Source organism: Yersinia aleksiciae, from assembly GCF_001047675.1.
In the GTDB taxonomy this organism is placed as follows: Bacteria; Pseudomonadota; Gammaproteobacteria; order Enterobacterales; family Enterobacteriaceae; genus Yersinia; species Yersinia aleksiciae.
The window spans coordinates 3,678,671-3,702,453 of sequence record NZ_CP011975.1; the positions used below are offsets into that span (position 1 = coordinate 3,678,671).

Sequence of the window (23,783 nt, forward strand, 5' to 3'; positions counted from 1 at the left end):
CAAACTATTGCGGGTATAGAACTTATATTGACTGAGTGAACGTACGTGTAATCACATCTTGCTGCTGTTCTTTAGTCAGCGAGTTAAAACGAACAGCGTAACCTGATACACGGATAGTCAACTGCGGATATTTTTCCGGGTTTTCCATCGCATCTAACAGCATTTCACGGTTCATGACGTTCACGTTCAGGTGTTGACCACCTTCGATGGACGCTTCGTGATGGAAGTAACCATCCATCAGACCCGCCAAGTTAGCCTTACGGACTTCGTCGTCTTTACCCAGTGCGTTTGGCACGATAGAGAAGGTGTAAGAAATACCATCTTTAGCGTAAGCAAACGGCAGTTTGGCAACAGAGGTCAGGGATGCAACAGCACCTTTCTGATCACGGCCATGCATTGGGTTAGCACCTGGACCGAATGGAGCACCAGCACGGCGACCATCTGGAGTGTTACCGGTTTTCTTACCATAAACCACGTTAGAGGTAATGGTCAGCACGGATTGAGTTGCAACCGCACCACGGTAAGTCCGCAGCTTCTGAATTTTCTTCATGAAGCGTTCGACCAAGTCACAAGCGATGTCATCAACACGTGAGTCGTTGTTACCAAACTGTGGATATTCGCCTTCGATATTGAAGTCGATAGCCAGGCCATCAGCATCACGAATGGTGCTTACTTTGGCATATTTGATAGCAGACAGGGAGTCAGCCGCAACAGACAGACCTGCAATACCACACGCCATAGTGCGATAAACATCACGGTCATGCAGCGCCATCAATGCAGCTTCATAGCTGTATTTGTCGTGCATATAGTGAATGATGTTCAGCGAAGTCACGTATTGTTTAGCCAGCCAGTCCATGAAGTGATCCATGCGTTCCATGACTTTGTCATAGTCCAGCACTTCATCCATCATTGGCGCTTCTTTCGGGCCAACCTGGATCTTCATTTTTTCGTCAACGCCGCCGTTGATTGCGTACAACATGGTTTTCGCCAAGTTAGCACGGGCACCGAAGAACTGCATTTGCTTACCGACAATCATTGGGCTCACACAACAAGCGATAGCATAGTCATCGTTGTTGAAGTCAGGGCGCATCAGATCATCGTTTTCATACTGTACAGATGAAGTATCGATAGACACTTTAGCTGCGTATTTTTTGAAGTTCAGTGGCAGCTTTTCAGACCACAGAATGGTCATGTTCGGCTCTGGAGACGGCCCCATGGTGTACAGGGTGTTCAAGAAGCGGAAGCTGGTTTTGGTCACCAGAGTACGGCCATCAACGCCCATACCTGCCAGTGATTCAGTTGCCCAGATTGGGTCACCAGAGAACAGCTCATCATATTCAGGGGTACGCAGGAAGCGAACCATACGCAGTTTCATAACCAAATGGTCAATCAGTTCTTGCGCTTCGATTTCAGTCAGTTTGCCAGCTTTCATGTCACGTTCGATATAAACGTCAAGGAAAGTAGAAACACGACCGAAGGACATTGCCGCACCGTTTTGCGATTTAACCGCAGCCAGGTAGCCGAAGTAAGTCCACTGTACTGCTTCACGGGCATTGGTTGCTGGACCAGAGATATCGCAACCATATTTGGCTGCCATTTCTTTGATCTGAGCCAGAGCACGATGCTGTTCAGCAATCTCTTCGCGCAGCTGGATAGTCATTTCCAGGTCTTTACCGTTTTCCAGATCATCCTGCAATGAGTTGAACTGAGCCAGTTTATCTTTCATCAGGTAGTCGATACCGTAAACGGCTACACGACGGTAGTCACCGATGATACGGCCACGGCCATAAGCATCTGGCAAACCAGTCAGCACACCTGATTTACGGCAATTCAGGATGTCTTTGGTGTAAACGTCAAACACACCTTGGTTGTGCGTTTTACGGTAATCGGTGAAGACTTTTTTCAGTTGCGGGTCAAGTTCACGACCGTAAACTTTGCAAGAGCCTTCTACCATTTTGATGCCGCCGAATGGGATCAGTGCACGTTTTAATGGTTTTTCAGTCTGCAAACCAACGATGGTTTCCAGATCTTTGTTGATATAGCCAGCATCATGGGAAGTGATGGTCGCAACAACGTCGGTATCGAAATCAACTGGCGCATGAGTGCGGTTTTCCAGTTTGATGCCTTCCATGACTTGCGCCCACAGCTTGTCGGTCGCTTCGGTAGAGCCGGCAAGGAAGGATTCGTCGCCTTCATAAGGGGTGTAGTTCTTCTGGATGAAGTCACGAACGTTTACTTCGTTCTGCCAGTCACCCTGGGTAAAGCCTTGCCATGCTTTGGCCAATTTTTCATTAAGTTCGGTCATAATGCATCTACCTTTTAATGTGAATTTCTTCGAAAACCGTGTGCGGCCACACTTAGTGTTGCTGGTCACCGCGCAGATAAATTACCCAGTAAGTCAAACCCACCAATAACCCGCCGCCAATGATGTTGCCGATGGTGACTGGAATCAGGTTATCAATAACAAAGTGACTTACAGTTAGGTTAGCAAATTGCTCTGGTGCTGCTCCTATGGATTGCCAAAACTCAGGCGTCGCGAAGTTTTTAATCACGATACCCATAGGAATCATAAACATATTGGCGATGCTATGCTCAAAGCCGCTGGCAACGAACATGCCCACCGGTAAGATCATCGCGAACATTTTGTCCATTATGGTACGGCCGGAGTAGCTCATCCAAACCGCCAGGCAAACCATCAAGTTAGCCAAAATACCCAAACAGACTGCTTCAATAAAAGTATGGTGTAATTTGTGGTCAGCTGTTTGCAGGACATTCAGCCCCCATTGACCATTTGCCACCGTATATTGGCCGGCGAACCAGATAAGCGCGACGAAGAATAAAGCCCCGCACAGGTTCCCAATATAGACATTAACCCAGTTACAACCCAGTTGACGCCAGGTAATACGGCCACTGGCTTTGGCGACAGTCGTCAATACGGTAGAGGTGAAAAGATCACCGCCACACACTACAACTAACATTAGCCCCAAGGAGAAACAAATACCACCAACCAATTTGGCAAAGCCGAAAGGCACGCCTGCGGTACCGGTGGTTGCTGTAATATAGAAAACAAACGCAATTGAAATAAATACACCAGCAGTAATCGCTAAATAAAATGTTTTTAGCGGATGCTTGGTGGCTTTATAGACACCGGCATCTTCAGCTACTTTAGCCATTGCCGCAGGTAATAATGCATCGAAGGGGTTGTCAGCTTTCACACTAACTCTCTTTTTAGGGTTAATAAAGCACAACGAGATACTAGCAAAGCAGTATAGCGTGAAAATTGATATGGATCATATTGCGCGAGTTTAGTTAGGGATAAATCATTACAAATTGTACGTGTAATGAGGATAACATTATGATTTTTAATGTGAAAAAATATTTTAAGATTTACAAATAATTTTGATTAGACTGTTTTGAAGCCGTTGAGAAGGTTAACCAAAAGCGCTATTTGTAGTTATTTTTATTATTTTCGATCATGAAAAATTAACTATTTATTCACCTCTCTGTCTACTTTATCTCACTGGCAAATAATGTTTGTTTAATAGTGCTGTTTTTCTGCATAAACGGCGTCAGAAAATAACGTTTTTTTATGACAAAAACAATTACAGGGGTCAGTAATGATGGGTATTTATTTTAGCTAGGAATAATTGCAGCAATAGAGGTGAGAATATCGAGAGTGCCTCTCCCGCTGGCGGCTAATTGATCAGCGGGAGAGGTGACGGCTTTACTCGTCTTTAGCCCAGTAGCGACGTTTGGCGGCTTGTAACTTGGCATAGGCGCCAAGTAACGCCTGATGTGCCGGTAACGCTTTCAGATCTTCATCAACACTGAACAGGCCGTTGAAGCGCTCTTCACCGGCTAATGCAGCTGAAGCAGCCTCTACCGCTTCCTGACCATACATCTTCACAAATGCGCTGTGGTACTGCATCGGTTCACGATCTGGCTCTTGAGTCAGCAGCAACAAGGTTTGCAGGCAACGGTAATAGTTCGCCTGTTTTGCGGTAAAGACCGAAGAGTTAAAGTCTTGCGTCCATTCCAGCCAAATCAGTCCTTGCTCCAGATCGCCGCCAGCTAATGCCAGCATAGATTTCAGTTCACCCACACGCAGGGTATACCAGCCGTTATCTTTACCGGTGGCGATGCCCAGCAGTTCGCGCACACGGGCGAAATCGTCCAGTCCTTCATCATCAAGTTGCTGGATGAGTTCCAGATACTGTGCTGGTTGCCAATCACTGTCTGGCAGGGCCAGTAAGGTGTCACGCAGATGCACACCCATGGTGTTGTTCGCCATCAGCAGGTCTTCGGCAGGGTAGATATCAGACATCCCTGGTACCAGAATGCGGCAGGCGTAAACACCTAAATGCTCGTAGTCAGCAATATATACTTCAGCATCTTCTTGATTAAATATAGCCATCAAGGTGGCGAACTCTTCTTCTGTGGTGCCTTTAAAGCTCCAGTCGACAAACGGATAGTCGGCATCTTCTTTAAACATATCCCAGCTGATTAAGCCGCTTGAATCGATAAAGTGAGTTTCTAGATTGGTATGCTCAGCCACTTCTTCGTCATCAAAGGTCGGTGCCGTGAAGACATCCAGATCTTTCAGGCTACGGCCTTGCAGTAACTCAGTCACGGTACGTTCCAGTGCGACACCAAAGTCTGGGTGCGCGCCGAACGAAGCAAAACAAGTGCCGTTTGATGGGTTAAACAGCACCACACAGATAACGGGGTATGTGCCGCCTAAAGAAGCATCGTAAGAGAGGATCGGGAAACCTTCCTCTTCCAGTTTGGCGATAGCTTCAACCACGCCTGGATAACGATTTAGCACCTCTGGCGGGATCTCTGGCAAGCTGATGGACTCCGCAATAATACGGTTTTTTACATAACGCTCAAAGACTTCCGACAGCGCCTGTACGCGGGCTTCATTCGCGGTATTGCCCGCAGACATGCCGTTTGAAACATACAGATTACCGATGATATTCATCGGTATATAGACGGTTTCTAAATCTGATTGACGGGTGAATGGCAGCGAGCAGATACCGCGCTTGGCATTACCTGACTGCAAATCCACCAGATCACTGGCGACCAACTCCTGTTCTGGATCGTAAAACGCCAGCAGACGCTCATCCAGAATACCTTCCGGCAGCAGATCATCTTCAGGGATCGGGAACCATTTTTCATTCGGATAATGAACGAAATCGCCCTCAGCAATGGCTTTGCCCAGATAGAAATCCGCGAAGAAATAGTTGGTGGATAAACGCTCGAAATACTCACCTAAAGCCGAAGCCAGTGCCGCTTTCTTACTGGCACCTTTGCCATTGGTAAAGCACAGCGGGCAGTCGCGGTCGCGGATATGTACCGACCAAACGTGAGGAACCGGGTTGAGCCAAGAGGCTTCTTCGATATTAAAGCCGAGGTCACTCAGCTTTTGCTGGAAACGGGAGATGGAGTCTTCCAGCGCGGCATCTTTGCCGGGAATAAAGGTTTGGGTCATTGTCGTCACTTTTTGGCGGTACTAAAAACGCGCGATCATACGGGGTTTTAGTTAATAGCTCCACGTATTCCTAAAGTACAGCTATTGTCACAGTTTTAGTATGGATATTCCGGATAATTCGCTAGCTTATAAATAATGGAGTAATAATTGTGGAATCTATAAAGCTAACGGTATTAGCCGGAATTTTAGCAGGGATCAGCGGTTCGGCCTTTGCTTTACCCAATATCACGTTATTGGCAACCGGGGGAACTATCGCGGGTGGCGGTGATTCAGCCACCAAATCTAACTATACCGCGGGAAAACTGGGGGTCGACGCCTTGGTGAACGCGGTTCCTGAAATGAAAAAACTCGCCAATATTCAGGGCGAGCAAGTGGTGAATATCGGTTCTCAGGATATGAATGACGAAGTCTGGCTAAAGTTGGCGAAAAAAATTAATGCCGATTGCGCCAAAACAGATGGATTCGTGATTACCCATGGCACCGATACACTGGAAGAAACCGCATACTTCCTTGATTTGACAGTAAAATGTGATAAACCCGTGGTCATGGTTGGGGCGATGCGGCCAGCCACCGCACTGGGCGCAGATGGCCCGCTGAATCTGTACAATGCCGTCGTTGTTGCCAGTGACGCCAATTCAGCTAAACGCGGTGTTCTGGTCGCAATGAATGACCAGGTACTCGCAGGCCGTGATGTGATGAAAACCAATACCACCTCGGTACAAACCTTCCAGTCACCGAATACCGGATCGCTGGGTTACGTCTATGATGGCAAGGTGAATTATCTGCATCAACCTGCGCCAAGACAACCGGCTTTCGATATCAGCAAGCTGGAGACATTACCGAAAGTGGGCATTATTTATAACTACGCCAATGCGTCTGATGTTCCGGCCAAAGCACTGATTGCTGATGGCTACCAAGGCATTGTCAGTGCCGGTGTTGGCAACGGTAATCTTTACCACAGTGTGTTCGATACACTGGCAACGGCGGCCCATAATGGTGTTGCTGTTGTGCGCTCATCCCGTGTGCCGACGGGTTCGACCACCGAAGATGCAGAAGTTGATGATACCAAATATGGTTTTGTCGCCTCTGGCTCTCTGAATCCACAAAAAGCCCGTGTGTTGCTGCAATTGGCATTAACTCAAACGCAAAAACCGCAAGAGATTCAAAAGCTATTCCACGCCTATTAATTGCGTCAATCTACGACGGAGGCTCCGGCCTCCGTATCATGAAAGCGTCAACAGTTTCTCCTTCTCAGGCGAATAACCATTGCAGCAGGCGGACTCGAATGATAAAACCGAGTGATGGGTTATAACGATGGCAATCTCAGTTGAGTGTGGTGAGGGGAAATGACACAGGTTCATAATTTTAGCGCTGGTCCAGCGATGCTACCGGTTGAAGTTTTACGTCGTGCGGAACAAGAGTTACGTAACTGGCACGGTCTTGGGACGTCGGTGATGGAGATCAGTCACCGCAGCAAAGAATTTATGCAGGTAGCTGAAGAAGCAGAAAAAGATCTGCGTGATCTGATGCAAATCCCAGCTAATTATAAAGTGTTATTCTGCCACGGTGGCGCGCGGGCGCAGTTCGCTGCAGTGCCATTGAACTTGCTCGGCGACAGCAAAAACGCTGATTATATCGACGGCGGTTACTGGGCGCACAGTGCAGTTAAAGAAGCACAAAAATACTGCACCCCCAATGTTATTGATGTAACGACCCACGATAATGGCCTGACAGGCATTCAGCCGATGAAACAGTGGAAGCTGAGTGATAATGCTGCCTATGTGCATTACTGCCCGAATGAAACCATTGATGGCTTGGCGATCAACGAAGAGCCTGACTTCGGTAATAAAGTGGTCGTTGCCGACTACTCCTCATCCATTCTCTCTCGCCCGATCGATGTCAGCCGCTATGGGGTGATATACGCGGGTGCACAGAAAAATATTGGTCCAGCGGGCCTGACAGTGGTTATTGTCCGCGACGATTTGTTAGGTAAAGCGCGTACTGAATTGCCGTCGATCCTGGATTATAAAGTGCTGGCTGAAAACGACTCGATGTTCAATACCCCGCCAACCTTCGCCTGGTATCTCTCCGGTCTGGTCTTTAAGTGGCTGAAAGAGCAGGGCGGTTTAGGCGCAATGGAAAAACGTAATCAGGCCAAAGCTGAATTACTCTATAGCGCTATCGACAGCACCGGTTTCTACCGCAATCAAGTGGCGAAAGCTAACCGCTCCTGGATGAATGTGCCGTTCCAAATGGCGGATGCGTCATTGGACAAAGTGTTCTTGAGTGAAGCCGAAGCACAAGGCTTACAAGCCTTGAAAGGCCACCGTGTTGCTGGCGGGATGCGAGCTTCAATCTATAACGCGATGCCAATCGAAGGCGTTAAAGCATTAACAGATTTTATGGCTGACTTTGAACGCCGCCATGGTTGATTGTTCAGGGTCAATATCAACCTGAGCTGATATATCATACATTAGCTAATAACGACTTAATTTATAACAATTTAATCTGCCATAACGACAGCCCCGTCCGATGCGGGGCTGTTGCTCATTAAAGACTGGAGAGTACTTTTCCCATGCTGGAATCCCTGACGTTACAACCCATAGCCCTGATTAATGGCACCGTTAACTTACCCGGTTCTAAAAGTGTTTCTAACCGTGCACTTCTTCTGGCCGCGCTGGCCGAAGGGACTACCCAACTGAGTAACCTGTTAGACAGTGACGACATTCGCCACATGCTCAATGCCCTACAGGCGTTGGGGGTGAATGTCCGTCTCTCTGCTGATCGTACACGCTGTGAAGTTGATGGTGTTGGCGGCAAGTTGGCGGCAGCTCAGCCATTGGAACTGTTTTTGGGCAATGCAGGAACCGCAATGCGACCTTTGGCAGCCGCACTGTGCTTGGGCAATAGCGATATTGTGTTAACCGGCGAACCGCGCATGAAAGAGCGGCCAATTGGTCATCTGGTGGATGCATTGCGTCAGGGCGGCGCGCAGATTGATTATCTGGAGCAAGAGAACTACCCACCATTGCGCTTACGTGGCGGCTTCCGCGGTGGCAAGCTGACAGTTGATGGCAGTGTGTCTAGCCAATTCCTGACGGCATTACTGATGGCGGCCCCGCTGGCTGAACAGGACACTGAGATTCAGATTCAAGGTGAGCTGGTTTCTAAGCCTTATATCGACATCACCCTGCACCTGATGAAAGCCTTTGGTGTTGATGTCAAACATGAAAACTACCAGATCTTCCATATCAAAGGTGGCCAGACTTATCGCACTCCAGGGACGTATTTGGTGGAAGGCGATGCCTCTTCGGCCTCCTATTTCTTAGCCGCAGCGGCGATTAAAGGCGGCACTGTGCGTGTCACTGGTATCGGCAAGAAAAGTGTGCAGGGCGACACCAAGTTTGCCGATGTGCTGGAAAAAATGGGCGCAAAAGTCACTTGGGGCGACGACTACATTGAGTGCAGTCGCGGTGAATTACGCGGCATTGATATGGATATGAACCACATTCCTGATGCGGCAATGACTATCGCGACCACGGCACTATTTGCTGACGGTCCGACTGTCATTCGCAATATCTATAACTGGCGAGTAAAAGAGACAGACCGCTTATCGGCTATGGCAACTGAGCTGAGAAAAGTGGGGGCGCAGGTTGAAGAGGGCGAAGACTATATTCGCGTCGTCCCCCCTGCGCAGCTCATCACCGCAGAGATCGGGACCTATAATGACCACCGTATGGCGATGTGTTTCTCGCTGGTGGCGCTATCTGATATCCCAATAACCATCCTTGACCCTAAATGTACGGCGAAGACTTTCCCCGACTACTTCGAGCAGTTAGCCCGACTGAGTCAGCTAGCCTGATCGTTACTTTCGCGATCATTATTTTTATGATCATTGACTTATGATGGCTGTTTGCGTGAACTATTCGCATAAAATGGGTACCACAGGTACCCATTCTTTAAGCGGAAACAGACAGTTTTATTACCTGCCATGACTTATCTCTTCTGCGAATTTATAAATAATAAATATTTTTTCTGGTTATCTTTCCCATCTCTTCTACACTCCTGCCACTGCCATGGTCTTATTTTCAGCAACTGAACCTCGGTGGGGTAACAGTTCACATCGATGCGGCGTATAATGTTGCTCCTGTGTTTGCCCGATTGGGTAGACAAGAGGTTTTGCCTACCGAAAGGAGAGAGAAATGACGGCGACAGCCCCGGTGATAACCGTTGATGGACCCAGTGGTGCAGGTAAAGGTACGCTTTGCAAAGCATTGGCTGAATCGTTGGACTGGCGTTTGCTGGATTCTGGTGCGATCTACCGAGTTTTAGCTTTAGCGGCACTGCACCATCAGGTCGATATCAGCACCGAAGAGGCATTGGTTCCACTTGCCGCACATCTCGATGTTCGTTTTGTCTCACAGAATGGGCAGTTAAAAGTGATTTTGGAAGGTGAGGATGTCAGTAACGAGATCCGCACCGAAACTGTGGGTAATACCGCTTCTCAAGCGGCTGCTTTTCCACGCGTCCGTGAGGCATTATTGCGCCGCCAACGGGCATTTCGTGAAGCGCCTGGTCTGATTGCCGATGGCCGAGATATGGGTACCGTGGTCTTTCCTGATGCGCCGGTAAAAATATTTCTTGATGCAAGTTCGCAAGAACGTGCGCACCGACGTATGCTACAGTTGCAGGAAAAGGGGTTTAATGTTAACTTTGAACGTCTTTTAGCCGAGATACAGGAGCGAGATGATCGCGATCGTAATCGGTCTATTGCACCTTTAGTCCCTGCGGCGGATGCGTTGGTACTGGATTCAACCAGTATGTCAATCGAGCAGGTGATCGAACAGGCGCTGGCTTATGCCCAACGAATTCTAGCATTGCCGTTAAAAAAATAACGTCAATGCGGTCAGTTCTGAGCTCTCAACGATTTATTTTTTAATTAAAATTATTTTTGATGAGCACTTTAACCTTACTGCAAGGATATGTGGCGAGGCATGTGAAACAACCCCATCCGGCGGGATGCTAGATGGACGTTAAACTTAAGAATCCTGAAGATTATAAACATGACAGAATCTTTTGCTCAACTCTTTGAAGAATCCCTGAAAACAATTGAAACACGTCCGGGCTCTATCGTCCGTGGTGTTGTTGTTTCTATCGATAAAGATATCGTACTGGTTGACGCCGGTCTGAAATCTGAGTCAGCAATTCCAGCAGAACAGTTCAAGAACGCGCAAGGTGAACTGGAAATTCAAGTCGGCGACGAAGTTGACGTTGCACTGGACGCTGTTGAAGACGGCTTCGGTGAAACTCTGCTGTCCCGTGAGAAAGCTAAGCGTCACGAAGCATGGCTGATGCTGGAAAAGGCTTACGAAGAAGCTGCAACCGTTACTGGTGTGATCAACGGCAAAGTGAAGGGCGGCTTTACAGTCGAACTGAACGGTATCCGTGCGTTCCTGCCTGGTTCACTGGTTGATGTGCGTCCAGTTCGCGATACTCTGCATCTGGAAGGCAAAGAGCTTGAGTTCAAAGTCATCAAGCTGGATCAGAAACGCAACAACGTCGTTGTTTCTCGTCGTGCAGTTATCGAATCCGAGAACAGCGCTGAGCGCGATCAATTGCTGGAAAACCTGCAAGAAGGCATGGAAGTCAAGGGTATCGTTAAGAACCTGACTGACTACGGCGCATTCGTTGATCTAGGTGGCGTTGATGGCTTGCTGCACATTACTGACATGGCTTGGAAACGTGTTAAACACCCAAGCGAAATCGTCAATGTGGGCGACGAAATCACTGTTAAAGTTCTGAAATTCGACCGCGAACGTACTCGTGTATCCCTTGGCTTGAAACAGCTGGGCGAAGATCCATGGGTTGCTATCGCTAAACGTTACCCAGAAAGCACTAAGCTGACTGGTCGTGTAACTAACCTGACTGATTACGGCTGCTTCGTAGAAATCGAAGAAGGCGTTGAAGGTCTGGTACACGTTTCAGAAATGGATTGGACCAACAAAAACATTCACCCGTCTAAAGTTGTTAACGTTGGCGACGTAGTGGAAGTTATGGTTCTGGACATCGATGAAGAACGTCGTCGTATTTCTCTGGGCCTGAAACAGTGCAAATCTAACCCATGGCAGCTGTTTGCAGAAACCCACAACAAAAACGACCGTGTTGAAGGTAAAATCAAGTCTATCACTGACTTCGGTATCTTCATCGGCCTGGACGGCGGCATCGACGGCCTGGTTCACCTGTCTGACATCTCCTGGAACGTTGCAGGCGAAGAAGCAGTTCGTGAATACAAGAAAGGCGACGAAATCGCAGCTGTTGTTCTGCAAGTTGACGCAGAACGCGAGCGTATCTCCCTGGGCGTGAAACAACTGGCAGAAGACCCGTTCAATAACTACCTGTCTGTTAACAAGAAAGGTGCTATTGTTACTGGTAAAGTAACTGCAGTTGACGCTAAAGGTGCTACAGTTGAATTGGCTGGCGGCGTAGAAGGTTATTTGCGTGCTTCCGAAGCAACTCGCGACCGCGTTGAAGATGCAACGTTGGTTCTGAACGTAGGTGATGAAGTTGAAGCCAAATATACTGGCGTTGACCGCAAAAACCGCGTAATCAGCCTGTCTGTTCGTGCTAAAGACGAAGCTGATGAGAAAGATGCTATTGCTACAGTTAACAACAAGCCAGAAGAAGGCAACTTCTCTAGCGCAATGGCAGAAGCGTTCAAAGCTGCAAAAGGCGAGTAATAACGGGGGGCGGTTTCTCCGCCCCTATACGGTAGTTTAGCTGCAAAGCTTGGAGGTAATATGACCAAGTCTGAACTTATTGAAAGACTTGCTGGCCAGCAATCTCATGTACCGGCTAAGGCCGTTGAGGATGCAGTGAAAGAAATGCTTGAACATATGGCTGGAACACTAGCTGAAGGTGAGCGCATTGAGATCCGAGGATTTGGCAGTTTTTCTCTTCACTACCGTGCTCCGCGTGTTGGCCGTAATCCAAAGACTGGTGCTAAAGTTGAGTTGGAAGGTAAGTACGTTCCACACTTTAAGCCAGGTAAAGAATTGCGTGATCGCGCTAATATCTACGGTTAAGTTGTTTACGACTTACCGCGTTATTATGTGTGCCTAAAGAACATGGAGTCGTCGCTAACAAGCTGTGACTTCAAGTTGTAAGGGTATACACGCTGATAAGAAACGGTGCCTCTAACGGCACCGTTTTTCTTTTCTATCTTTTGATGCCTCAACTGCTTTTACCCGTCTTCCAAACGTTTCCCCATACATCTATCTTTCATTCTTTAGATACATCCCGCATTTCCTTCGTTGTTTTTGCAACAGGATAAAACTGTTAGCGAACTGACTCTGAACTCCCACATTTTGTACTGGCAGCATTGCTTTTCTGCATAGAAAATCTACCTATTCCCTGTGAAATGGACGGATGGCATGAGGCTATTCGATAGTTGACAATGGACGGTCTCTTATCACTTTATCAATCGACCAGGTGGCAGCAGCTATTGTTGTTGGATTATTACCCCTAATATTTCTACCCCAGTTGCCTGGGGCCAATATTATTGGCGCGTTGTTGGTGTTAGCCGGGCTACTCGGGTTAATCCGTAATATCTATTGTCACTGTTTGGCATTAGTTGTGATCAGTTTTGTCTGGGGGAGCTGGCATGGAAATAAAGTGTTGGCACAAATTGAAGCATTAACCCAGAGCGAGCAGCAAATAGTCGCAACAGTAAATAGTTCGCGTCTGGCATGGGTCGAAGAGAATAAAGCCCTATTGGGTATTCAACAAGTGAATGGGCAGCGAGTATTTCCTCCTATAGCAGTAACTGTCCCGTGGCCAGATACGTTTGGGCATCACTGCGCTGGGCAACGGTGGTCGTTGAACTTGCGAATGCGGGCTGTGCACAGCTTATTAAATGAAGGTGGCTTTGACAGCCAACGCTGGGCGATAGCAAACCGCCGTCCATTGCAAGGGCGAGTCATTAAGGCTGAGTTACTTGATGGACGTTGCAATCTGCGCCAGCAAGCCATTAGCATCATTGAACAGCAACTAGCGCCCTATGATCAACGGCAGATATTGCTGGCGCTGGCTTTTGGTGAAAGGAAACAGCTGGATACATCACAGTGGGCGCTATTACGTGATACTGGGACCGCACACCTGATGGCGATTTCAGGGCTGCATATTGCTCTGGCGGCTTTATTCGGAGGAATACTGGCGCGTGTGATACAACTCTTATTACCTGTCAGATGTATTGGGTCACTGTTTCCGCTGCTAATGGGTTGGCTAGCGGCGATGATATATGTTTGGTTAGCGGGTGCAAATCCACCGGCAGTCAGGGCTGCTATAGCATTAACCCTGTGGTTGCTGCTCCGGCTGTTTGGTATCTCGTGCAGCACATGGCAAGTATGGTTATGGGGGCTGACGCTCATCTTACTGAGTGAGCCACTGGCCGTACTCTCAGACAGTTTCTGGCTCTCCTGTCTGGCGGTATTCAGCTTGATATGTTGGTATCACTGGGTGCCCATTTCCGCGCGCTTTCGAGTGGGGTGGGCTGGGGTGGTTATCCGGTGGTTTCATTTGCAATTTGGCATGATGCTATTGTTGATGCCACTGCAAATTAGTTTGTTTCATGGTGTCAGCTTATTTTCGATACCTGCAAATTTATGGTCAGTGCCACTAATTTCTTTGCTTACGGTACCTTGCGTGTTGCTGGCACTGGCATTCATGCTGCTGCCAACCATGGCTGGCGTATTTTGGGTTATGGCCGATATGTCACTTACCGTCGTTCTCTTGCCGCTCAATCAACTGAGAGCGGGTTGGTTGCATACGGGGACCACATCAGTTGCGCTGGGCTATAGTGGCTGGTTAGCCATACTCATCTGGCGTTTCCAATGGTGGCGGAGCTATCCGATTGGAGTCATGGTACTTTGTGTCAATTTGGCTTTATTCAGTCATAGGCGTGATGAATATCTCTGGCGCGTTGATATGCTGGATATTGGACATGGTCTGGCAGTGGTCATTGAGCGCGAGGGGAAAGCGATTATCTTTGATACCGGTAATCGCTGGAGCACGGGCAGTATGGCTGCCACAGTGATTCTTCCTTATTTGCGATGGCGCGGCATTACTGTTGAGCAGATTATTCTAAGCCACGACCATCAGGATCATACTGGAGGGCTTGCAGAGATTCAGGCTATGTTTCCACAGGCGAGTCTTCGCGCGCCATTTCCTGTAGCCGGTACTGTAAACAGTTTGCCCTGTAAACAAGGGGTTGATTGGCAGTGGCAAGGTTTAGATTTTGAGGTTTTGTGGCCTAAAACACAGGTGACTCATGCTCAAAATGATGATTCATGTGTTATTAGGATTGATGATGGTAAATACAGCTTGTTATTAACCGGTGACCTTGAAACTCAGGGGGAGCTGCAATTAGTTAGACATTCCCGTGCTAGATTGGCCTCAACAGTACTGCAAGTCCCTCACCACGGTAGTAATACATCTTCGACAGCGCCTTTTCTGCGGGCAGTGAAACCCGAATTGGCATTTGCTTCTGCCGCGCGCTATAACCAATGGCGCCTACCAACGAAAAAAGTGATTAAGCGCTATCAAAAAAATAACATTCTTTGGCGAGATACATCAGTTTCAGGACAGATAAGTATTTATTTTCACAGTGATAATTGGCAAGCTAAAGGTTATCGCGAACAATTAACACCACGTTGGTATCACCAGCGGTTTGGTGTTGGAGGCCATAATGAGTAGAATAGGCCGCTATTTCTTCTGGTGCTGGTATTTGCATGATGAATGATAAAGATCTATCCACTTGGCAGACGTTTCGTCGCCTTTGGCCAACGATCACTCCTTATAAGACCGGTCTTGTTGTTGCGGCGATAGCATTAATCCTTAATGCCGCCAGTGATACATTTATGCTGTCGTTGCTGAAACCATTGCTGGACGATGGATTCGGTCATGCGGATAGCTCAATTTTAAAATGGATGCCGCTGGCCGTTATCGGTTTGATGGTTGTCCGTGGGGTAACCGGTTTTATTTCTAGCTATTGTATTTCATGGGTCTCGGGCAAAGTGGTGATGCATATTCGCCGCCGGTTGTTCAGCCATATGATGGGGATGCCGGTATCCTTTTTTGACCAACAATCGACCGGTACGCTGTTATCGCGTATTACTTATGACTCCGAGCAGGTAGCGGCATCATCTTCCAGCGCACTGGTGACAGTGGTACGGGAAGGGGCTTCTATCATCGGTTTGTTTATTATGATGTTTTATTATAGCTGGCAGTTATCAGTTATTTTAATCGTCATTGCGCCGATTGTTTCGATCTCTATCCGATTGGTTTCTAAGCGTTTTCGTAATATTAGTAAAAACATGCAAAGTACCATGGGTGAAGTGACCACCAGTGCTGAGCAAATGCTGAAAGGGCACAAAGAAGTGTTGATCTTTGGTGGACAGAAAGTTGAAACCGAACGTTTCGATACCGTCAGCAACCGTATGCGTCAGCAGGGAATGAAATTGGTTTCTGCCTCTTCCATTTCTGATCCGATCATTCAGCTGATTGCCTCATTTGCCCTGGCGTTTGTGCTGTATGCCGCAAGTTTCCCAAGCGTGATGGAAACACTGACTGCCGGTACTATCACTGTCGTATTCTCTGCAATGATTGCTCTGATGCGCCCATTGAAATCCCTTACCAATGTCAATGCGCAGTTCCAGCGCGGTATGGCGGCTTGCCAAACGCTATTCACCATTCTGGATATGGAGCAGGAAAAAGACGAGGGTAAACTGGAAGTTGAACGGGCAAAAGGCGAAATCGAATTCCAGCATGTGACTTTCTACTATCCAGGCAAAGACATTCCGGCACTGAATGATATTAGTATGCATATTGAAGCGGGTAAAACTGTGGCATTGGTCGGGCGTTCAGGCTCAGGCAAGTCAACCATCGCCAATTTGCTCACCCGCTTTTATGATGTCAGTGACGGCAGTATCTTGTTGGATGGGCACGATCTGCGCGATTACCGGCTCGGTGCTTTGCGTAACCAAGTCGCGTTAGTGTCGCAAAACGTTCATCTGTTCAATGACACAGTGGCGAATAATATCGCTTACGCCCGTGATGATCAGTACAGCCGTGCTGAAATCGAAGAGGCCGCTCGCATGGCGTATGCCATGGACTTTATCAATAAAATGGAGCATGGCCTCGATACCGTTATTGGTGAAAACGGCGTGATGCTTTCCGGTGGTCAGCGTCAGCGTATTGCCATTGCCCGTGCGTTATTGCGCGATTGTCCAATATTGATTCTGGATGAAGCGACTTCGGCACTGGATACTGAGTCTGAGCGGGCGATCCAAGCCGCCTTGGATGAACTACAGAAAAACCGCACGTCACTGATCATTGCTCATCGCTTATCCACGATTGAAAAAGCGGATGAAATATTGGTCATTGAAGATGGGCGTATCGTAGAACGTGGTGTGCATGCAGAATTGTTGGCGAAGCAAGGCGCTTATGCCCAACTTAACCGTATGCAGTTTGGCCAATGATAGAGCGTATCTGGTCTGGACAGTCTTGGCTGTATTTGCTGCTGTTGCCACTATCATGGTTATACGGCGCAATCACCTGGTTTATCCGGGCCAGTTACCGCTTGGGGCTACGAGCGTCATGGCGCTCACCAGTTCCGGTTATCATTGTGGGCAACCTGACTGCGGGGGGTAATGGCAAGACACCTGTCGTCATCTGGCTGGTGGAGCAATTACAACAGCGGGGCTACCGTGTTGGTGTTGTCTCCCGGGGTTACGGTGGCAAGTCCGCCATATATCCATTACTGCTCACTAATGAAACCACCACGGTACAGGCGGGTGATGAACCGGTGTTAATTTTTCAACGCACGGGTGCACCAGTGGCGGTTTCGCCAAAACGTGCTGACGCAATCAAGGCGCTACTGCAATCTCATACTCTGGATTTCATCATCACCGATGATGGTTTACAGCATTATGCATTACAGCGTGATTTTGAGCTGGTAGTCATTGATGGCGTGCGCCGTTTTGGCAACGGCTGGTGGTTACCCGCAGGCCCAATGCGCGAACGGGCAGGGCGATTACACTCAGTGGACGCGATAATCACTAATGGTGGTGTCGCCGCAGCGGGAGAGATCCCAATGCAACTGGTCGCACAGGAGGCGGTCAACCTGATGACGGGTGAGTGTCAACCAGCACGGCAGCTACAGCATGTCGTTGCTATGGCTGGAATTGGTCATCCACCGCGTTTTTTCGCCACATTGAGTATGTTGGGGATTGAGCCTAAAACTGAATATGCCTTTGCCGACCATCAGGATTATTCATTGGCGCAACTTAGCCTACTGACCACTGGCCCGCAAATTTTACTGATGACCGAAAAAGATGCGGTCAAATGTCGGGCTTTCGCTCAGCCTAATTGGTGGTACTTGCCAGTAGATGCGCAGTTGCCACCCAGTCAGGCCGAATCATTGTTGCTGAAAATACAGGCATTATCTCAACATTCAAAATAACCCAACGTTATATATTCAGCTGCGTGAGTTTCAGGGCTGCTGCACATGCCCTAAGCGAGCGCTGCTGAGTCTCTTCGTACAGTTGTAATTCATCCATGACCGCTATACCCAGATCGCGCTGAAAATCTTGCTGGCTGGAGCGCTCGGTAAAATGACTCTGCCCCTTATCCCCTAAATTAGACTGGAAAATACCGGCAGCACTGACTGGCAGGAAATCCTCATAGACCAAAGGTTCATATTTGATGAGCTCCGCGTCAATCAACTCATCTAGCGTCAATGACTGTATTGATTCTGTCGGGACGTTACGGCTTTTCTCTGTGGGGAAATAACGAAAGAAAGCGAGCTTCTCTGCGCGCATCGCCTGATAATTATCAGGAAACTGACTAAATTGCTCGCTGAGAATAGCCATGTACTGAGCGGCATTTTTTTCATTTGCGGGAACCTGTAATTGATCCTGTGCTGCTTGAAGCAAACGGTCATATAAGCTGCGGCCCTTGGCGGTCAATGCGGCCCCGCGCTGCTCTATTTCTCCGAAACGAGCGGTGTGATGCCCCTGAATGACTTGCCCATCGGTGGATACAAAGGCAACTTTCTCCTCGAGCGCTTTAAAACTGGTTTGCCGTAGCAGTATCGGGCAGTGACGTGGTGGTGGCCCTTCAATCACAGCTTTAGGGGTAATGTTATGTTGAGGCATCGCCAATTGTACGGCATCAATGTTCAACGTGCGTGGGGTCAAATGGTTAATATGCGGCCCCTTGAAAGCCACCACATCAGCAATCAGCCGATGCTGATCATGTAGCTGTTGATAGACTTCAGCACTGACCGTTGCCTGATTATGCCAACGGAATGTCTCTAGTGACTGAGTGATAAAATCATCAGCCTCGTTATGGGTCAACCCGCCAGCGGTTTCTGACTGAACAATCAGCTCGATAGCTCGCGAGGTGAAAATTGATCTTTTTGCCAAAATATCAGCAGCCTGTTGCCGCAACTCAGGTTGTTCAATCAACTCCAAGCGGAGTAATGAGGTGAAAATTCTGAACGGACAGGCTTGTAGCGAGGCTTCATGCACTGCGCGGAAGGCCGTCGAGTGCACCGGCACACCCGCAGGGGCCAGGTCATAATAGCCGACAGCTTTCATGCCCATCACCGCAAAAAGGCGCCGCAGCATCGCAAGCTCGGCAGCGGTTCCCACGCGAATAGCGCCGTGTCGCTCCATGCTAAGCCGCTCAATTTCTCCTGTTTGACATAAATGACGCGCCAGCGCAGGTTGCTGATCTATTGTCTGTTTATTGGTGTCGGCAACCAACTGTAATAAGGTGCCATAAAGCGGGACTTCGGCCTGATACATATCTGACATGGCGCGGGAGAATCTAGCGCGGATCTCATCGGGATGGATAAATGGCGTGTGGCTCATAATCAGGTCGCTCCTTCTTGCCAATCGGGGCCGTAACTTGCCAGATAATGGTGTCTGCGGCGCAGGTATGTTCAGTTTTCATTTTAGGTTGATATCGATAAATTGGCTGGTAAGCAGCGGAGAATATTGATTTTCTATGCGTAACATCTCATTCATGCTGCTATTTAATGTGTGCCCCCAGATAAAATAGTTGCGCAGTGTGGCGTTTTATGAGTTAATGCCTGCTGGCCTGTGATACAGACCTATTTATGTGTAAATCTGTGTGAGAGTAAAGCAAAGTAGTTCCTCCCAAGACGTTATCTTTCGATACCGCTTCAAAGGCGAATCTTCTAGTATCTCCGATAGTCACTCCCATAAGTAATGTTGCTGAACAGCCCTACTATTATTCCCAATAGCGTTGAGTGCCTTATGGCAGATAAAACAGCGCGGGTGATGTTAACAAATATTGTTGCTCTGTCATTCGGAAAAATAATGTTTGGATTATCTAGGAAAATGATAATGTCGATGTGCTTATTATTTATCTGGATAGCAAAATTCTAAAGCCCGAACTTAATGCGGGTTTTTCATACAATCAAGCTCATAGAGGTTTAATCAGAAAACTTTAGGATGGGCAACTGCATCTAAACAATAAATAAAAATGAGTTGTTAGGATGCCCAGTAAAAGGAAATTTATTATGACGTTAAAAATGGGTCGCGTGAAATGGTTCAATCAATCTGAAGGCTACGGCTTTATTTCACCACACGACGGCAGTTTGGATGTGTATGTCAGCAAGACAGCCATTGCCAACACCAAAAATAAATCACTGAGTGAAGGGCAGGATGTTGAATTCTCTACTTATCGTAGTATTCATGGGCCGTCAGCAGCAGATGTGATTGCTTTTTAAGTTAACGGCTACCCAAGGGTAGCCGTTTCTACTCTTCTTACCTTACGCCACCGCGTTGTTAGTTGCGACGCCAATGACTTTGAGTAGTTCTTGCCTCTATTCAACCAACAAAGTGATTGCCGGGCGATTTTGCAGGTGCTTCTATTTGTATTTTTGCGGTTTAGTTGCTGAAGTTAGCAAACAGCGCAATGATTTTATGGAATACTTTCATTTCTTACTCGATATACATGATTGTGTGATATGGGTCACAAATTCTACTCCTCGTCATTCAACATATCAATAACAAACCCAACATTTATCACCTCGAATTAGAGGGGGTATTTACTTATATTGATACCAATTAACATAACTGCTTGTTATTAATCATTGATATGAATGGCGGTGCCGACGCAGTTAACCTGCATCCGCGGATATGGTATCCTCGACCACTTTCCTGCTGGCTAAACTCCACTTTGGGGGATGTATGGATCATCGTTTACTCGAAATCGTTGCCTGTCCGGTCTGTAACGGCAAGTTGTACTTCAATAAAGAAAATCTTGAGCTGGTCTGTAAAGCTGACAATCTGGCTTACCCGGTGCGCGATGGTATTCCGGTATTGCTGGAGAACGAAGCCCGCCCACTGTCAATTGATGAGAAGCACGCATGAGTTTCATTGCTATAATTCCTGCCCGTTATGCTTCAACTCGCTTACCTGGTAAGCCATTGGCGGTGATTGCTGGCAAACCGATGGTCGTTCATGTGATGGAACGCGCGCTGGCCTCTGGCGCTTCTCGGGTGATTGTGGCAACAGACCATCCGGAAGTGGTGAAAGCCGTCGAAGCAGCAGGAGGGGAAGTGTGCCTGACCCGTGCTGATCATCAATCGGGTACCGAGCGGTTAGCGGAAGTCATTGAACATTATGGCTTTGCGGATGATGACATTATCGTCAATGTGCAGGGGGATGAACCCCTGATACCCCCGATCATTATTCGCCAAGTTGCTGATAATTTGGCGGCATGCAGTGCTGGTATGGCAACACTGGCGGTGCCAATTGAAAGCAGCGAAGAGGCATTTAACCCTAATGCCGTCAAAGTGGTAATGGATGCTCAGGGCTACGCGCTCTATTTCTCTCGTGCCGCTATTCCGTGGGAAAGAGAACGTTTTGCTCAATCAAAAGAGACCATTGGCGACTGTTTCTTACGCCATATTGGTATCTACGCCTATCGTGCCGGTTTTATCCGCCGTTATGTGAACTGGGCACCAAGCAAACTCGAGCAAATCGAACTGTTAGAGCAACTTCGTGTGCTGTGGTATGGCGAGAAAATCCACGTGGCAGTCGCCAAAGCCGTACCGACGGTTGGGGTTGATACTCAAGAAGATTTAGACAGAGTTCGGGCGATCATGGTTAATCAGTAGCAATGACGAAAGCTTGCTGACAAACCCCTTGCCTCGATCTGGAATGGTGAGGACAGGCGGAAGAGTAAAGCGTCCGCGCTAGGGATGGCGCGGCTCGAGCCTCTAGGGATGGATTTACGGCGTATTTACGGTCTGCTTATTCTCACCGCCGCTGGCACTGTGTTATTAACCTCTGCTCTTTTAATGGGTTTTATTTTTATTGTGGATATTATTTGATCTGCATTCTGGAAATCTCCTGCCTGCCATCCCATTATGAATAATCAATTTTGCCAGATAATTGGATAGAGCCTTATGGAACAGCTGAAAGCTGAATTAAGTGTCGTGCTTGGGGAGTCAGTTACCCGCCTTGAACGCATTAGCGAGCAGCCCTATGCCCACCTGTATGCAATGTATAATCAGCAGGGGCAGGCTATCCCATTATTGGCGAAAAGCTATGTTTGTCAGGGGATTGCCCAGCAAGAGGCCTATAAGTTATCAATGTTGGCGCGGGAGGGTGATATCCGTTTGCCGACGGTGTATGGCTTAGTCATGACCCATCAATCTCCCTATAAAGAAATTCTGCTGATGGAACGTTTACGTGGCGTTTCAGTAGAGGCACCGACGCGGACGGGCGATCGCTGGAATGCCCTGATGGATCAAATCGTTGAAGGCGTGTTGGCGTGGCATCGGATTGATAGTCACGGCTGTGTCGGCAATGTAGATAGCACGCAGGAAAATGATTGGTACAGTTGGTATGAGCAGCGAGTTGAAGTGCTGTGGGCCAGTTTGTCGAATATGAATTCGCCGCTAATGACTTTGGAGGACCGCGCGGTACTTTATCGTGCCAGAGCCTCATTAAAGTCACTTTTTGCCGACTTTGACGATAGTTCGGTGCTGGTTCACGGCAATCTCACTCTGCGCAGTATGCTAAAAGATGCGCGCAGCGACCAGCTACTGGCGATGCTTAATCCCGGCCCGATGCTGTGGGCGCCGCGTGAGTATGACTTATTCCGTCTTAGCGAAGAGGGTATGCCGAGCCAACTTCTTTATCGCTACCTCAATAAAGCACCCGTCTCGGAATCCTTCGTTGCCCGCCGTTGGCTCTATACGCTTTGGGAACTCGTCTCGCGCTTTATTCATACCGGCAGTTTGGATCGCGCTTTGTTTGATAACGCCGCGCGACAACTTATGCCTTGGTTAAATTAGCGCGCTTGATCAATCCGCTTTAGCGTCACTGCTATTTTCATCACTCTTGTGTCCGCTTAATTTTTGCCACATCAGCCCCAGAGTCTCATACCAAGCGCGCTCGGTATGACCCAAATAGACTGCCGCCGGAATGCTGCGTTCCCAACTGTGCAATGGCGTGGTAATGGCCAGCTGATTAGCCGGTGCAGGAATAGGGTGCAACCCGATGGCGGTAAAGAAGTTAATCGCACGTGGCAGATGGCTGGCTGAGGTCACCAGTAAAAACGGTTTATCCCCCACTAAGGTAGCCACCGCCGCCGCCTCCTCGACAGTATCTTTCGGTTGCTCTAGCACCACAATATCTGCCGCCGGAACACCTAAACTTTCTGCTACCTGTGCTGCGGTTTTCGCGCTGCTTTGATTGTTGGGCGTGCTGCCGCCAGTAAACACCATTTTCGCATGAGGGTGGGCGCGATAAAGCCTGACGCCCTCAGTGACTCTTGCCAAACTATTCGCGAATAAATTTGCACTTGGCGGCCAATTCGGATTAAACGTGTAGCCGCCACCAAGGACAACAATGTAATCTATCGGGTCGTTTCCCTGATAAGTGGCGTATTGTTTTTCCAGTGGCAATAGCAGGCGATCGGCGACAGGTTGTAGGCTAATAAGCAATAATACCAGCCAACTCAATGTAAAAAGTGTTTTGCCACTTTTCTGCCAGCGAGTAAACCACAATAAGATTAATGCCAGTCCCATAACCATAAGTAGAAAAGGCAGTGGCATTAATAAGCCGCCAACAAATTTTTTTAAGGTAAAAAGCATAAAAATGGGGACCTTTTGGCTGAAAAAGCGGCATTTGGTAAGGATAACTGGCCAAGAAGATTTATTCTAAGTCAGGCTGTGCCAAAATAGCAGGTT

The 23,783-nt window shown here is 48.1% G+C and carries 18 protein-coding genes; 13 read left to right on the forward strand and 5 right to left on the reverse strand.

Going from position 1 to position 23,783, the window contains the following annotated elements; all coding sequences use genetic code 11:
- Positions 1-22 precede the first annotated feature (22 nt).
- From pflB to ycaO, 3 genes are all read right to left on the reverse strand, one after another.
- Entirely contained in the window at positions 23-2,305 is a 2,283-nt protein-coding gene (pflB, locus tag ACZ76_RS16490) for a formate C-acetyltransferase (RefSeq protein WP_004873744.1), read from the reverse strand.
- A gap of 52 nt (positions 2,306-2,357) precedes the next feature.
- Entirely contained in the window at positions 2,358-3,215 is an 858-nt protein-coding gene (focA, locus tag ACZ76_RS16495; RefSeq protein ID WP_005275097.1) for a formate transporter FocA, read from the reverse strand.
- Positions 3,216-3,724: 509 nt separating this feature from the next.
- The gene (ycaO, locus tag ACZ76_RS16500) at positions 3,725-5,491 is read right to left on the reverse strand and encodes a 30S ribosomal protein S12 methylthiotransferase accessory factor YcaO (RefSeq protein WP_048619886.1); all 1,767 of its coding nucleotides are present in this window, start codon (positions 5,489-5,491) and stop codon (positions 3,725-3,727) included.
- 149 nt (positions 5,492-5,640) lie between these two features.
- Here ycaO and ansB point away from each other — a divergent pair, with 149 nt between their 5' ends.
- The 9 genes from ansB (at position 5,641) to lpxK (ending at position 18,008) form a co-directional block, all read left to right on the forward strand.
- Positions 5,641-6,678, forward strand: coding sequence for an L-asparaginase 2 (gene ansB, locus ACZ76_RS16505; protein ID WP_048619887.1), 1,038 nt, complete (start codon positions 5,641-5,643; stop codon positions 6,676-6,678).
- Between the two features lie 159 nt (positions 6,679-6,837).
- The gene (gene serC / locus ACZ76_RS16510; RefSeq protein ID WP_048619888.1) at positions 6,838-7,923 is read left to right on the forward strand and encodes a 3-phosphoserine/phosphohydroxythreonine transaminase; all 1,086 of its coding nucleotides are present in this window, start codon (positions 6,838-6,840) and stop codon (positions 7,921-7,923) included.
- Between the two features lie 143 nt (positions 7,924-8,066).
- On the forward strand, positions 8,067-9,353 hold the full coding sequence (gene aroA / locus ACZ76_RS16515; RefSeq protein ID WP_048619889.1) for a 3-phosphoshikimate 1-carboxyvinyltransferase: 1,287 nt from the start codon (positions 8,067-8,069) through the stop codon (positions 9,351-9,353).
- Between the two features lie 340 nt (positions 9,354-9,693).
- Positions 9,694-10,386: a (d)CMP kinase gene (gene cmk / locus ACZ76_RS16520; protein WP_004873750.1), complete on the forward strand. Its 693-nt coding sequence runs from the start codon at positions 9,694-9,696 to the stop codon at positions 10,384-10,386.
- Positions 10,387-10,554: 168 nt separating this feature from the next.
- Positions 10,555-12,228 carry a 30S ribosomal protein S1 gene (gene rpsA, locus ACZ76_RS16525; RefSeq protein WP_004391091.1) on the forward strand — a complete coding sequence of 558 codons (1,674 nt, stop codon included), beginning with the start codon at positions 10,555-10,557 and terminating at the stop codon, positions 12,226-12,228.
- A 60-nt stretch (positions 12,229-12,288) separates the two neighbouring features.
- On the forward strand, positions 12,289-12,573 hold the full coding sequence (ihfB, locus tag ACZ76_RS16530; protein WP_005184672.1) for an integration host factor subunit beta: 285 nt from the start codon (positions 12,289-12,291) through the stop codon (positions 12,571-12,573).
- 385 nt (positions 12,574-12,958) lie between these two features.
- Positions 12,959-15,241 (forward strand): ComEC family protein, encoded by a 2,283-nt coding sequence (locus ACZ76_RS16535; protein WP_048619890.1) that lies wholly within the window; start codon positions 12,959-12,961, stop codon positions 15,239-15,241.
- 35 nt (positions 15,242-15,276) lie between these two features.
- A complete protein-coding gene (gene msbA, locus ACZ76_RS16540; RefSeq protein ID WP_048619891.1) occupies positions 15,277-17,025 on the forward strand; it encodes a lipid A ABC transporter ATP-binding protein/permease MsbA in 1,749 nt (582 codons plus the stop codon).
- The gene (gene lpxK, locus ACZ76_RS16545; RefSeq protein WP_048619892.1) at positions 17,022-18,008 is read left to right on the forward strand and encodes a tetraacyldisaccharide 4'-kinase; all 987 of its coding nucleotides are present in this window, start codon (positions 17,022-17,024) and stop codon (positions 18,006-18,008) included. Before msbA ends, lpxK begins: the two co-directional genes overlap by 4 nt.
- Positions 18,009-18,015: 7 nt before the next feature.
- Here lpxK and hglS read toward each other — a convergent pair whose 3' ends face one another.
- A complete protein-coding gene (gene hglS, locus ACZ76_RS16550) occupies positions 18,016-19,422 on the reverse strand; it encodes a 2-oxoadipate dioxygenase/decarboxylase HglS (RefSeq protein ID WP_048619893.1) in 1,407 nt (468 codons plus the stop codon).
- Between the two features lie 674 nt (positions 19,423-20,096).
- Here hglS and ACZ76_RS16555 point away from each other — a divergent pair.
- The 4 genes from ACZ76_RS16555 (at position 20,097) to ACZ76_RS16570 (ending at position 22,886) form a co-directional block, all read left to right on the forward strand.
- Positions 20,097-20,306, forward strand: a complete 210-nt coding sequence (locus tag ACZ76_RS16555; protein WP_005159937.1) for a cold-shock protein — start codon at positions 20,097-20,099, stop codon at positions 20,304-20,306.
- Between the two features lie 463 nt (positions 20,307-20,769).
- Positions 20,770-20,952, forward strand: coding sequence for a Trm112 family protein (locus ACZ76_RS16560; protein WP_004700032.1), 183 nt, complete (start codon positions 20,770-20,772; stop codon positions 20,950-20,952).
- A complete protein-coding gene (kdsB, locus tag ACZ76_RS16565) occupies positions 20,949-21,701 on the forward strand; it encodes a 3-deoxy-manno-octulosonate cytidylyltransferase (protein WP_048619894.1) in 753 nt (250 codons plus the stop codon). Before ACZ76_RS16560 ends, kdsB begins: the two co-directional genes overlap by 4 nt.
- Before the next feature lie 291 nt (positions 21,702-21,992).
- Positions 21,993-22,886, forward strand: a complete 894-nt coding sequence (locus ACZ76_RS16570; protein WP_048619895.1) for a YcbJ family phosphotransferase — start codon at positions 21,993-21,995, stop codon at positions 22,884-22,886.
- A 9-nt stretch (positions 22,887-22,895) separates the two neighbouring features.
- Here ACZ76_RS16570 and elyC read toward each other — a convergent pair whose 3' ends face one another.
- Positions 22,896-23,687 (reverse strand): envelope biogenesis factor ElyC, encoded by a 792-nt coding sequence (gene elyC / locus ACZ76_RS16575; protein ID WP_048619896.1) that lies wholly within the window; start codon positions 23,685-23,687, stop codon positions 22,896-22,898.
- Between the last annotated feature and the right edge of the window lie 96 nt (positions 23,688-23,783).

Excerpts from the sequence above, each read along its gene's own strand:
- pflB (WP_004873744.1), bottom strand. The coding sequence starts at position 2,305 with ATGACCGAACTTAATGAAAAATTGGCCAAAGCATGGCAAGGCTTTACC.
- ycaO (WP_048619886.1), bottom strand. The coding sequence starts at position 5,491 with ATGACCCAAACCTTTATTCCCGGCAAAGATGCCGCGCTGGAAGACTCC.
- serC (WP_048619888.1), top strand. The coding sequence starts at position 6,838 with ATGACACAGGTTCATAATTTTAGCGCTGGTCCAGCGATGCTACCGGTT.
- aroA (WP_048619889.1), top strand. The coding sequence starts at position 8,067 with ATGCTGGAATCCCTGACGTTACAACCCATAGCCCTGATTAATGGCACC.
- cmk (WP_004873750.1), top strand. The coding sequence starts at position 9,694 with ATGACGGCGACAGCCCCGGTGATAACCGTTGATGGACCCAGTGGTGCA.
- rpsA (WP_004391091.1), top strand. The coding sequence starts at position 10,555 with ATGACAGAATCTTTTGCTCAACTCTTTGAAGAATCCCTGAAAACAATT.
- ihfB (WP_005184672.1), top strand. The coding sequence starts at position 12,289 with ATGACCAAGTCTGAACTTATTGAAAGACTTGCTGGCCAGCAATCTCAT.
- msbA (WP_048619891.1), top strand. The coding sequence starts at position 15,277 with ATGATGAATGATAAAGATCTATCCACTTGGCAGACGTTTCGTCGCCTT.
- lpxK (WP_048619892.1), top strand. The coding sequence starts at position 17,022 with ATGATAGAGCGTATCTGGTCTGGACAGTCTTGGCTGTATTTGCTGCTG.
- hglS (WP_048619893.1), bottom strand. The coding sequence starts at position 19,422 with ATGAGCCACACGCCATTTATCCATCCCGATGAGATCCGCGCTAGATTC.
- ACZ76_RS16555 (WP_005159937.1), top strand. The coding sequence starts at position 20,097 with ATGACGTTAAAAATGGGTCGCGTGAAATGGTTCAATCAATCTGAAGGC.
- ACZ76_RS16560 (WP_004700032.1), top strand. The coding sequence starts at position 20,770 with ATGGATCATCGTTTACTCGAAATCGTTGCCTGTCCGGTCTGTAACGGC.
- kdsB (WP_048619894.1), top strand. The coding sequence starts at position 20,949 with ATGAGTTTCATTGCTATAATTCCTGCCCGTTATGCTTCAACTCGCTTA.
- ACZ76_RS16570 (WP_048619895.1), top strand. The coding sequence starts at position 21,993 with ATGGAACAGCTGAAAGCTGAATTAAGTGTCGTGCTTGGGGAGTCAGTT.
- elyC (WP_048619896.1), bottom strand. The coding sequence starts at position 23,687 with ATGCTTTTTACCTTAAAAAAATTTGTTGGCGGCTTATTAATGCCACTG.